General features: G+C 39.6%; 8 protein-coding genes and 1 other annotated feature. Of the genes, 3 read left to right on the top strand and 5 right to left on the bottom strand.

The genetic code is table 11. From position 1 onward, the window contains the following. The first annotated feature begins 420 nt into the window (after positions 1-420). Positions 421-1,410 (top strand): catabolite control protein A, encoded by a 990-nt coding sequence (ccpA, locus tag BIV60_RS02010; protein WP_071354082.1) that lies wholly within the window; start codon positions 421-423, stop codon positions 1,408-1,410. Positions 1,411-1,534: 124 nt separating this feature from the next. Here the strand turns inward: ccpA and BIV60_RS02005 are convergent, their stop codons facing one another. From BIV60_RS02005 to BIV60_RS01995, 3 genes are all read right to left on the bottom strand, one after another. Further along, the gene (locus tag BIV60_RS02005; RefSeq protein WP_071354081.1) at positions 1,535-2,707 is read right to left on the bottom strand and encodes an acetoin utilization protein AcuC; all 1,173 of its coding nucleotides are present in this window, start codon (positions 2,705-2,707) and stop codon (positions 1,535-1,537) included. Next, a complete protein-coding gene (locus BIV60_RS02000; protein ID WP_071354080.1) occupies positions 2,704-3,351 on the bottom strand; it encodes an acetoin utilization AcuB family protein in 648 nt (215 codons plus the stop codon). The genes BIV60_RS02005 and BIV60_RS02000 overlap by 4 nt, the downstream gene beginning before the upstream one ends. A 234-nt stretch (positions 3,352-3,585) precedes the next feature. Continuing rightward, positions 3,586-4,218, bottom strand: coding sequence for an N-acetyltransferase (locus BIV60_RS01995; protein ID WP_071354079.1), 633 nt, complete (start codon positions 4,216-4,218; stop codon positions 3,586-3,588). A gap of 208 nt (positions 4,219-4,426) precedes the next feature. Between BIV60_RS01995 and acsA the strand changes: the two genes are divergently transcribed. Further along, a complete protein-coding gene (acsA, locus tag BIV60_RS01990) occupies positions 4,427-6,145 on the top strand; it encodes an acetate--CoA ligase (RefSeq protein WP_071354078.1) in 1,719 nt (572 codons plus the stop codon). A gap of 226 nt (positions 6,146-6,371) precedes the next feature. On the opposite strand, the gene BIV60_RS01985 is transcribed toward acsA, so the two are convergent. Further along, positions 6,372-9,158, bottom strand: a complete 2,787-nt coding sequence (locus tag BIV60_RS01985; protein WP_071354077.1) for a transglycosylase domain-containing protein — start codon at positions 9,156-9,158, stop codon at positions 6,372-6,374. Positions 9,159-9,306: 148 nt separating this feature from the next. Further along, positions 9,307-9,526, top strand: a binding site (T-box leader). A 197-nt stretch (positions 9,527-9,723) separates the two neighbouring features. Here BIV60_RS01985 and tyrS point away from each other — a divergent pair. After that, the gene (gene tyrS, locus BIV60_RS01980; RefSeq protein ID WP_071354076.1) at positions 9,724-10,980 is read left to right on the top strand and encodes a tyrosine--tRNA ligase; all 1,257 of its coding nucleotides are present in this window, start codon (positions 9,724-9,726) and stop codon (positions 10,978-10,980) included. A gap of 122 nt (positions 10,981-11,102) precedes the next feature. Here tyrS and rpsD read toward each other — a convergent pair whose 3' ends face one another. Next, entirely contained in the window at positions 11,103-11,705 is a 603-nt protein-coding gene (gene rpsD / locus BIV60_RS01975; RefSeq protein ID WP_071354075.1) for a 30S ribosomal protein S4, read from the bottom strand. Positions 11,706-12,058: the final 353 nt, after the last annotated feature.

Below are 12,058 nucleotides of genomic sequence, written 5' to 3'. Positions count from 1 at the left end.
CCTATAGGCTGCGGATATTAACAAAAGCCCCTGAACTTTAAACCATTCAAGGGGCTTTTTTTTTTTGAGATAAGAAAGAAAATTCGGCTTCGAGAATTGTCCAGCGCAAGCGTCCTGCCCACTCGAGGTCACAAGCCAATCCGTCCAAAAGGTTAAAGAACAACCTTTCGGCCGGCTTATCTTGTGCTATGCCTGAGGCTGACAAGGCGCTTCCGCTTTTTTTATTTAAAATAGAGGATTCTCATTGCGGCTTCAACGTTCTTGTCGTATCATTAAGTAGATAATTAAGATTGTTTATTATATCACAAATTAAAAAAGCGGAAACGATTGCTAGGCTAAGAAAAAAGAAAATGACTAGGCTGCGATAAACTGCTATAAAATAAGAAAAATAAATGTATCGTTTTAAGGAGAGTGTTGAGCGTGAATGTAACCATTTATGATGTTGCCCGGGAAGCGAATGTTTCGATGGCAACCGTCTCACGTGTTGTGAACGGAAATCCTAATGTAAAACCTGTAACCCGCAAAAAAGTATTAGAGGTAATTGAACGTTTAGGATACCGTCCGAATGCGGTTGCAAGAGGATTAGCGAGTAAAAAAACTACTACTGTTGGTGTCATTATTCCGGATATCTCAAATATTTTTTACGCGGAATTAGCACGCGGAATTGAAGATATTGCCACGATGTATAAATACAATATTATTTTAAGTAACTCAGACCAAAATAAAGATAAAGAATTACACTTGTTTAACACAATGCTTGGTAAACAAGTGGACGGCATCATTTTTATGGGTGGAAATATTACTTCTGAACATGTAGAGGAATTTGAGAAATCACCTGTACCAATTGTGCTTGCCGGCTCTATGGAAGAAACGGAAACAATTCCTTCAGTGAATATTAATTATGAACAAGCTTCGTATGATTCGGTTAAAGAATTTATCGATAAAGGTCACAAAAATATTGCTTTTGTAGTTGGCCCTTTATATGAACTAGAGAATAAAATAAAAGGCTATCAAAGAGCACTTGAGGATGCTGGAATTCCATTTAACGAAGAATTACTGGTTGAGGGAGACTACACATACGATTCCGGAATTGAAGCCTTTGAAAAGTTACTGGAAGCGAAAGAACGACCAACTGCTATTTTAGTGGCAGCTGACGAAATGGCACTTGGCGTTGTCCATGGTGCTCAGGATAAAGGATATAGCATTCCTGAGGACTTCGAAGTGACAACTTCGGATAATACAAGATTGGCTCTTATGGTACGCCCGCAGCTTACAACTGTTGTTCAACCATTGTATGATATTGGGGCAGTGGCTATGCGTCTGTTGACGAAATACATGAATAAAGAAAAAGTGGAGCAGCATATTGTTGTCCTTCCACACCGGATTGAGCACCGTCAATCAACAAGGTAATGTAAAAAGGACTATCCTTTACTCGGGATAGTCCTTTTACTATTGGCTGTAAACTTTTCTGTTGATTTCCGCTCCAATCAACAAGGTTAAAAAATCAACAATGTCACTTAACACAGCCTTACTATTAGATAGATTGACTCTTTTGCTGATTTCGAATTGGATATAGTGCTTTTTCAAGTGTTCTTAAATTTTTTTCGGTAATTTCCGCTTTTCTTGGAATCGGAATATAGAGATCGTACGGGTCGTCCCATTCTTGCGGCAATTTAACGGGTGAATCCTTCTGCCAAGCTTCAAGCCATTCAACAGGTAAATTACCATAACAATTGGAGTTTTCAGTCATCTCCATCCAAATAAGGGCCCATGCACGCGGAACCACTCTCCAAATGTCATACCCGCCGCCGCCAACAGCGATCCATCGGCCATTACAATATTGATGGGCAATTTCATGAGCTAGTTTTGGTATTTCACGATAGATTTTCATTGTTGAGGATAAATGTGTTAATGGATCATAGTAATGAGCATCAGCACCATTTTGGGTGAGAATAACATCCGGCTTAAAGAAATCTGCCACTTCCCTAATAGCTTCCGAATAGGCATGAATCCATGATTCATCTTCGGTAAAAGCATCAACAGGGATGTTAAACGAATAACCATAGCCTTTTCCCTGACCTCGTTCGGTTACATTGCCTGTTCCCGGGAATAAATATCTGCCCGTTTCATGAATAGACAGAGTACAGACATTTGGATCATCATAGAATGACCATTGAACCCCATCTCCATGATGGGCATCCGTATCGACATATAAAACACGTGCATGATATTTCTGCTGTAAATATTTTATTGCTACGGAGCTATCATTATAAATGCAAAAGCCTGAAGCTTTTCCTCGAAAACCGTGATGTAGCCCTCCTCCAAGATGAAGTGCATGGACTGCTTGTCCCGTCATTACCTGGTCTACCGCCTTCAATGTCCCGCCTACCAGCAGGGAGCTTGCCTCATGCATGCTTGGGAAAATTGGGGTGTCCTCGGTTCCTAAACCATAGTTTTCTGCAATTTCGCTTGGGAGCTGATCATGACCAGCCTTTTTTACAGCATCAACGTAATTCGGATCATGAATGAGGTGAAGTTCCTCTGTGGTAGCCATTCTTGGTGCTATAATTTGTGTTTCATTTAATGCATTTATTTTTTTTAGTAAGTCTACTGTTAATTTAAGCCGAAACTGATTAAAAGGATGATGTCTGCCGAAATTATAATTGAGCAGTTCTTCTGAAAAAACAAATGAACATTTATCTTTCATATAGATATCCCCGGCAGATTTGGCCATAGGACATGATGTCCTGCTTTTTTCAAATCTTCAATGAGCCCTATAGGGTTCATCATTTGCACGCGAATAACAAGTATTTTATATTGATCATCCCTTTTGTCCGGGTATACAAGCACGCTTAAAATATTCGCATTCCGTTTTCCGATTATACTGGAAATTTCGCAAAGCATCCCTGATTTATTCGGGACCTTTATTTCAATTTGAGACCCGGGCTGATGGGCGCCTGTTAATTCCACCATTGTTCTAAGCAGGTCTGTTTCTGTGATAATTCCAACTAGCTTTTTATCTTTAATAATTGGAAGACAGCTGATTTTATGCTCATAAAAAAGTCCTGCCACCTCCTCTACAAAATCAAGGGGATGGCCTGTAATGACCTCTTTTTTCATAATCGATTCAACCGGTTTTTGTAAATCTTCCAAATGTTCATTGGCATGAAATATCGATGGCATTGCATCACGGATATCTACGGCTGTAACTAATCCCACTAATTGATTGTAGGAGTCGATAATGGGAAGGTGGCGAATTTTTTTTGATTCCATTAAGCGTATGGCATCTTTAATGGAATCTGTTGGAAAAAGTGTTGCAACATTTGGTTTCATGATTTCTTCTACAATCATCTAGTAATCCCCCTTCACAGAAACAGTTTCAGTGTCTAGCTCGCCCTTAAAACAGGCGCTTGCGCTTTTCGTTTAAAAGTAAAGTAAGTATAAAATTTTCGTCTTTGAGAATTGTCCAGCGCAAGCGTCCTGCCCCTCGAGGTCATAAGCCAATCCGTCAAGAAGGTTAAAGAGCAACCTTCTCGCCGGCTTGGCTCATGCTTGTCGGGGCTGAACAAGGCGCTTGCGCTTTTCTTAGTACATAAACCGATTCATAAAGCGCAGGCGGTCAAAATTTTGGATCGATTCGTTATCGACTCTTTTTCCAATTCTGACCATTAAACAATTTGCAGGATGGGAGCAAATTTCCGGATCATCGGTTGCATACCACTCAAGTCCACCGGCATTCATCATTTTCTCCATCATCTTGCGGTATTCCCAAACATTAAGGCCAGTTCCCTTTAAGTCCCAGTGCCAGTAATATTCAGTCGTGATGGTAATATAATCCTCCATCGCATCATCCATCATTGAAACGATTAAAAGATTTTTACCTACAGCGCAGCCTCTAAATTGCGGAATGACTTCAATCGCACCTAATTCAATTAAATTATCTATTTTCCCTTCAGACCATCTTTCAAGTGGATCGGGATAGAGGTAGGTAACATACCCAACTATTGTATGATGATGTCTGGCGATGATAATCCTTCCCTCTTGTAAATCAGCAATGCCCACTAATGCATGGTGCTGCTGGCTGGGAGGGCGAAAAGCAATCAGATCTTTATGGAATTCATAACTTGCAAGTTTTCCTGCAGATATCGGACCTTCTATAATTAAATTCCCATAAGGAGTCTTTAATTCTTTTGCATTATACGTTTTTTTATGTTCCATTTGTTCACCACCTTGGAAAAGGTTTAAAGTATTGATTCTATTATACTAAAAATCTTTTCATTTAAAGCAATTTCACAAAATTTTTAGATTCTTTCTGTAAAACTGAAAAAAAGTAAAAAAACTATTCACAAAAAATAATTTTTAAAAATTGAGAATAGTCTCTATTTGTACTATAATTATATCAATAAAACTAAAGGGGAGATTTATAATGAGAGTGGAAGCGCTGCCAGTAGTACAGGGGAACTATAACTTAGAAAATTATGATGAAATGTATAAGAATTTCAACTGGGAAGAAGCAGAAAAGGAATTTTCTTGGCATGAAACAGGATTGGTTAATATGGCTTATGAGGCGATTGACCGTCATGTAAAAACCTTCCGAAAGAACAAAATTGCCCTTTATTATCGTGATGGTTTAAGAGACGAAAAATACACATTCAAAGATATGAAAGATCTTTCGAATAAGGCTGGAAATGTATTGAAAACCTATGGCGATGTCGAAAAAGGCGACCGGGTATTTATTTTCATGCCGCGTTCTCCAGAGCTTTATTTCACAGTTTTAGGGGCAATCAAACTAGGTGCCATTGTTGGTCCGTTATTTGAAGCATTCATGGAAGGTGCTGTCAGGGATCGCCTTCAGGATAGTGCTGCAAAGGTTCTTGTTACTACTCCGGAATTACTAGATCGTGTTCCTGTAAATGAATTACCTGATTTAAAGCATATTTTTGTAGTAGGTAAAAATGTTGAAGAGCAAGGACTTTATATTGACTTCTTGAAAAAATTTGAAGAAGCGGACAAAGATTTAAGGATTGAATGGGTAGAAAGAACAGACGGAATGATTTTACATTATACCTCCGGATCTACTGGAAAGCCAAAAGGAGTTTTGCATGTACATAATGCAATGATTCAGCATTATCAAACCGCTAAATGGGTTTTGGATTTAAAAGAAGACGATGTTTACTGGTGTACAGCAGACCCAGGCTGGGTTACCGGAACTTCTTACGGTATTTTCGGCCCGTGGTTAACGGGGACTTCCAATGTCATCATAGGCGGTCGTTTTAGTCCTGAATCGTGGTACCAAATGATTGAAGATTTTGGTGTGACTGTTTGGTATAGTGCACCAACTGCTTTCCGGATGCTTATGGGCGCGGGCGACGAAATTATAAAAAAATATAATCTTAGTTCCCTTCGCCACGTTTTAAGCGTAGGTGAACCATTAAATCCGGAAGTTGTAAAATGGGGAGCAAAGGTATTTAATAAACGGATCCATGACAACTGGTGGATGACAGAAACTGGTGCGCAGCTGATTTCGAATTATCCATGTATGTCAATCAAACCTGGCTCAATGGGTAAACCAATTCCGGGAGTAGAAGCCGCGATTGTAGATGACCAAGGCAATGAGCTTCCACCATATCGCATGGGGAATCTTGCGATTAAAAAAGGCTGGCCTTCAATGATGCACACCATCTGGAATAACCAGGAAAAATATGAGTCTTATTTTATGCCTGGAGGCTGGTATGTTTCTGGCGATTCAGCTTATATGGACGAAGACGGTTACTTCTGGTTCCAAGGACGAATCGATGATGTTATTATGACTTCCGGAGAACGTGTAGGTCCTTTCGAGGTGGAAAGCAAGCTTGTGGAACATCCTGCAGTAGCAGAGGCTGGTGTTATTGGGAAACCGGATCCGGTTCGTGGTGAAATCATTAAGGCCTTTATCGCTTTAAGGGATGGTTTTGAAGCAACGGATGAATTGAAAGAGGAAATTAGACAATTTGTGAAAAAAGGTCTTGCAGCACATGCAGCACCAAGAGAGATTGATTTCCGTGATAAGCTTCCAAAAACAAGAAGCGGTAAAATCATGAGACGTGTGTTAAAAGCATGGGAACTAAACCTTCCTACGGGTGATTTATCAACAATGGAAGATTAAATAGGAAAAGCAGTAGCGCCTTGGTCAGCCCCAACAAGTGCTGGAGGTCCTGTCGGTGAAGTCGTTCTTTGACTTCATCGACAGGACCGAAGAAACCTAGGAAAAAAGCAGTTCATTTTTTCCCTCGAGGGGCAGGACGCTTGCGCTGGACAGTTCTCGAAAATCATAAACTCATTTTATCTTTAAAGGAAAACCGCACCGAATCGGTGCGGTTTTTTCAGCTTTTTTATTTTTTTCCTATGTCCTTGTTTTGTTCTTGATCTTTATTTTGGTCAGTTCCACCAACCTCAACCAAATTAGATGGGGGTGATTCATTTCCGGCAATATCTACAGCCGTTACGTAATAGGTCCCGCTTGGTACCGAAAGAGAAAGGCTCGCACCACTTTTGATACTGGCAATTTTTGTTACTAAAAGACCTGCGTAATAGACTCGATATCCGATTACATCATTTTCAGAAGACGGCGACCAAACCAGATTTTTGGCATCAGCTTTAAGCGTTACAGCTCCTGGAGTCTTTCCGTTATCAACAATTCTAGCGTTAGAGACGAGAATATGTGCCCAGCGGCTTCTGTTTGGAATGAGCTGGCTAGGATTGCTAAAATTTCTGCCAACCATTCTGGCAATAAAATCGGGATTCAAAACAAGGCCACTTTGTGCAAATTCCGCCGGGGTTGAATCTAGTGCCAAATATTTTCTGTCGCCAATTGTAACGTATTTTCCTGATAACAAACTATCATCTACTTTTGTCGGAACGTATTTAGCGTTAAAGTAATCATTTTGGACTAATCCTGCATTTATACAAGCTGTTGATGGAAGAAGACCAGATACAGCACAGTAAGAACGCATCACAATCCCGTTTGGCATTTTAAATTGCTTTTTAGGAGCAATTAATGACGGATTAATCTTATAAGCGGAATTGATTAAATCAACCCAAAGATTGTTTGTCCGTTGACTGTAAGACATATAGCCATAGGACTGCAGTGATTTTGGTGTATCATACCCCGTCCAAATACCGAATGTAACATTTGGATTTGTTCCGACCAGCCAAGAATCTTTATAATCTTCTCCAGTTCCTGTCTTTCCGGCCCAATCCGTTCTAAATTTAAGTCTGTTGTTAATGCCGGCAGCTGTTCCCATTCTCATAACATCGCGCATCATATCTAATGTTAAATAAGAAGTTTGTGGCGTGAAAACCGTAACAGGTTTCACTTGATGCTGATAGATGACCTTCCCGTTTTTGTCGACGATTTTGTCAATCATGTAGGCATCAATAAATTTCCCGCCATTCGCAAAGGTTGTAAAAGCATTTGTGTTTTCTTCTACTGTGACCCCTTTGCTTAAGGAGCCAATAGCCGTTGCAAGGTTTGTATAATCTACACTTCTAAGTGAGGAAAAGCCCATTTTTTCCAAGTAGCTGGCTGGCCGTTGATTAATAATATCCCTGTATAATTTTACAGCTGGCACATTATAAGACCATGCAAGAGCGTATCTTGCAGACACTAAACCACTGTATCTCATGTCATAGTTATGGGGCCATGGACTGCTTCTGCCCGGGGCGAGGCTTAAAGCAACATCAGGAAGGACAGTTCCTGGTGAAGCTTTTCCCATTTCGATTGCAGGCCCGTAAACAAGAAGCGGTTTCATCGTTGAACCATTTTGACGAATTGCGCTGGTAGCGTGATTAAGCTGCTGTTTGTTATAATCTCTTCCGCCGACAAAGCTGATGATTTTTCCGGTTTTATTTTCAATTAAGATCGCGCCAACTTCAACAGGTTCCATGACTGTTTTGATTTTGCCGGTCTCCGGGTCCTTCTTTTCTTCCGGTTTATCAGGGCCATAATACGGATAGCGATCTTTTACTTTTTGCATGGCATCATAAATGTTTTTATCAATGGTTGTATGAATTTCGTAGCCATTTTGTTTTAAATCATGACTGGCCATTGTTTGGTACTTGTAATGAAGGTTACTATCTTTCTTTAATTCCTTTTCACTGATTCCATCTTTTTGGGCTATAACTGTTGCAAGGACATCAATGGAACGTTTTTCAATTTCAAATGTAAGCCATGGGTATTTCTCCAAAGGATTTGGACTCGGATGTGTAAAATCCTTCGTAATGTCGTAAGAAGCCGCTTCTGCATACTGCTTTTTATTAATGTAACCGCCATCATACATCCTTTTCAAAACTATTTTCATCCGGTTTAATCCCGGTTGAAGATTCTCTTTTACTTTTCCGTTTTTTGTAAAAGGGGTGTATCCGAAGGGACTTTGCGGTAACCCCGCGATAAAGGCTGCTTCCGGCAATGTGAGTTTATTGGCACTTTTCCCGAAGATTCCTTTTGCGGCTGCCTGTACCCCTGCAATATTTCGACCAGATGCATTTCGTCCAAAGGTTGAAACATTTAGGTAGGCCTCAAGAATTTCTTTTTTGGAGAAAAATTTTTCTAAACGAAGGGCAAGTAAGATTTCATTTGCTTTCCTTTGAAAGGAAACCTCATTAGTTAAAATTTGGTTTTTAATCAGCTGCTGCGTTAATGTACTGCCACCTGATTGAACAGCTGAATTAGTGACTTCCTGAAATAGGGCACGAAAAACAGCTTTTGGAACCACACCATTATGATGGTAAAAGAACTCGTCCTCTGTTGCAATAATGGCTTTTTTCAGATAATCTGAGACCTGATCCAATTTTACTTCTTCACGTTCAAGATCGGACCTTAGTTTTCCAAGGTAAACATTATCTGCAAAATAGAGGTCGGAAGTTTCATTATAATTATAAATATCTTTTTTCAAACTACTGTAAGAGCGGACGGGTTCATCCTTCACAAGCGAGGCAAAATATCCTGCACCAACACCGGTTGCAAAGGATCCCCCAAGAATGACTACGGTTAAAAAGAGTAAAATAAGATTCCAAACTACTGCATATGTAATTCGAGCACCTTTTACTGTTTTTTTATGTGTAATCAAGTTTAGGGAGGATTTTAAACTTTGCATCCATACCTGTAGTTTTTCCTTCATTAAGTGCATCACCTCGATTTAAATCACATACATTATAGCATATACATGTTCAAAAAAATGACAATGTTCTACATTTATCTTAATTTTCCAATTTGGGTTTGACAGAATACATTCAAATGTGATAAAAAAGGTATAATCAATATTATAAATTACTGCTGTGAAGGGAACCCAACAGTAGATTTTCTATCCCTGTTTTTAGAGAGTCAGCGGAAGGTGAAAGCTGATACATATAGAGAATTGAATTACGTCCTGGAGCTTTTTCTGCGAAAATTGGAGTAGCAGAGAACGGGTAAGCCGTTAATTTTATGAGGTGGAGGAAGTTTTTATTCCTCAAGCCGGGTGGTACCGCGTATTTATACGTCCCTGCATGTTTGCAGGGGCGTTTTTTATTTTTACGCTTTGTTAATGGACAATATTGATTTTGTAACCATGTTGATTGGAGTGGAAGGTGCTAAGACTCCTGCGGGAATACGGGGCAGGGAAGACCCCGCAGAAGCGAAGCACCTGGAGTGGAGATCAACAGCTAAATTTAACAGAGCCTATTTTTGACTAGGAGGACAATACAATGAATTTATTAGAGGATTTAACTTGGCGTGGGATTATTTACCAGCAGACAGATGAAGAAGGCTTAAAGGATATTTTAGCAAAAGAAAAAATTTCGTTATACTGTGGCGCAGACCCTACAGCTGACAGCTTGCATATCGGCCACTTAGTTCCGTTTTTAACACTTAGAAGATTTCAGCAGCACGGACATCGTCCAATTGTGTTAGTCGGTGGTGCGACTGGTCTAATCGGAGACCCTAGCGGTAAAAGTGAAGAGCGTAAACTGCAAACATTAGAAGCAGTACAAAAAAATGTGGAAGGAATCCAAAAACAATTAGCTGCCATTTTTGATTTTGACGGAGAAAATGGAGCAATTATGGTTAATAACTATGATTGGGCCGGTTCCATGGATATTGTTACGTTTTTACGTGATATCGGAAAGCATATCGGTGTAAATTACATGCTGGCGAAGGATACAATTGCATCCAGACTTGAAACAGGAATTTCATTTACGGAATTCACCTACACCATTTTACAAGCAATGGATTTCCAACACTTATACGAGCATCACAATTGTAAATTACAAATTGGCGGCAGTGATCAATGGGGGAATATTACTTCAGGGCTTGAATTAATCCGCAAAATGCAGGGTGAGGGCTCTAAAGCATTTGGTTTAACGATTCCGTTAGTAACGAAAGCAGATGGTACAAAGTTTGGGAAAACTGAAGGCGGTGCCGTTTGGCTTGACCCAGAAAAAACAACTCCTTATGAATTTTACCAGTTCTGGATTAATTCTGCAGATGCGGATGTGGTCAAATACTTGAAATACTTCACCTTCCTATCGCACGAAGAAATTGAGCAGCTAGAAAAGTCAGTACAGGAAGAACCACATCTTCGTAAGGCGCAAAAGGCGCTGGCTGAGGAAATGACTCGTCTAATTCACGGAGAAGAGTCATTGAAGCAGGCAATTAAAATTTCGCAGGCATTGTTTAGCGGTGATGTGAAAGATCTTTCTGCAGCAGAGATTCGACAAGGATTTAAAGATGTGCCTTCATTTGATGCTTCCGGATTTGAAGGGAATTTAGTCGATTTGCTAGTGGCAGCAGCTATTTCACCATCTAAACGCCAGGCACGTGAAGATATGACGAACGGGGCTGTTTCTGTTAATGGGGAACGAATCACAGATGCATCCTACACCCTAGCTCAAAATGACCGGATTGAAGGGCAATTTACCATCATCCGAAGAGGGAAGAAGAAATACTCTTTAATTAAATATTAGAATAAAATGGGCTCTTGGGAAAATTCCAAGAGCCCATTTTGCCACAATTAAAAAATATTTTGTTAAATATAAATAAAAAAAGAGCCCTGTGCAAAATGCATGGGCTCTTATATTCACAAAGATTAACGAGAGTAGAACTCAACGATAAGAGTTTCGTTAATTTCTGCAGGTAATTCAGAACGCTCTGGTAAGCGAGTGAAAGTACCTTCTAACTTATCAGCATCAAATGTTAAAAAGTCAGGTACGAAGTTGTTTACTTCGATTGCTTCTTTAACTACTTCAAGATTACGTGATTTTTCACGTAGGCTGATTGTTTGACCAGCAGTTAAACGGTATGATGGGATATCAACGCGTGATCCATCAACAAGGATATGACCGTGGTTAACTAATTGACGAGCTGCACGACGAGTACGTGCTAAACCTAGACGGTAAACAACGTTGTCAAGACGTGATTCAAGAAGAACCATGAAGTTTTCACCGTGTACGCCGCCTAATTTACCAGCTTTGTCAAATAGGTTACGGAATTGACGTTCATTTACTCCATACATATGACGAAGTTTTTGTTTTTCTTGTAATTGTAAACCATATTCAGAAAGCTTTTTGCGTTGGTTAGGACCATGTTGTCCTGGAGCGTAAGGACGCTTATCTAATTCTTTACCTGTGCCGCTTAGAGAGATTCCAAGACGACGGGATAGTTTCCAGCTTGGGCCGGTATAACGAGCCATGAGAGACTCCTCCTTCGTGTTTTTATTTTGGTAAAATAAAAACCGTTATGAAACAACGATGACAGCCATTTTGTTTTCAGATACCTTCGCCCTAGCAGCAGAGGGTTACAAGATACCCCATCGCAATTCTTGCGAGGAACAAAATGTGACTATTAAAGTGTTCACATAAGCTGCAATATTTTACACAAAGAGTATTATATAATTTTAATTACTGTGAAGTCAAGAATATTTTGTTATAATAATGTATAACCAAAATTTTGAAACCTTTATAAAAGTTAGAAATTATTCAAAAAATAATAACAAAAACCAATGGATTTTCACTATAATTAAGGGGAAGTGCATTGCATATATTT

The sequence above is a fragment of the Bacillus sp. MUM 116 genome (assembly GCF_001866655.1).
Classification (GTDB): domain Bacteria; phylum Bacillota; class Bacilli; order Bacillales; family Cytobacillaceae; genus Neobacillus.
Note: the sequence above shows the minus strand (reverse complement) of the source record. Positions and strands in the feature narration are given on the sequence as shown.

What these genes read in the sequence shown, in the direction of transcription:
- BIV60_RS02005 (WP_071354081.1), bottom strand. Translation starts at nt 2,707, where the DNA reads ATGAAAGATAAATGTTCATTTGTTTTTTCAGAAGAACTGCTCAATTAT.
- BIV60_RS02000 (WP_071354080.1), bottom strand. Translation starts at nt 3,351, where the DNA reads ATGATTGTAGAAGAAATCATGAAACCAAATGTTGCAACACTTTTTCCA.
- BIV60_RS01995 (WP_071354079.1), bottom strand. Translation starts at nt 4,218, where the DNA reads ATGGAACATAAAAAAACGTATAATGCAAAAGAATTAAAGACTCCTTAT.
- acsA (WP_071354078.1), top strand. Translation starts at nt 4,427, where the DNA reads ATGAGAGTGGAAGCGCTGCCAGTAGTACAGGGGAACTATAACTTAGAA.
- BIV60_RS01985 (WP_071354077.1), bottom strand. Translation starts at nt 9,158, where the DNA reads ATGAAGGAAAAACTACAGGTATGGATGCAAAGTTTAAAATCCTCCCTA.
- tyrS (WP_071354076.1), top strand. Translation starts at nt 9,724, where the DNA reads ATGAATTTATTAGAGGATTTAACTTGGCGTGGGATTATTTACCAGCAG.
- rpsD (WP_071354075.1), bottom strand. Translation starts at nt 11,705, where the DNA reads ATGGCTCGTTATACCGGCCCAAGCTGGAAACTATCCCGTCGTCTTGGA.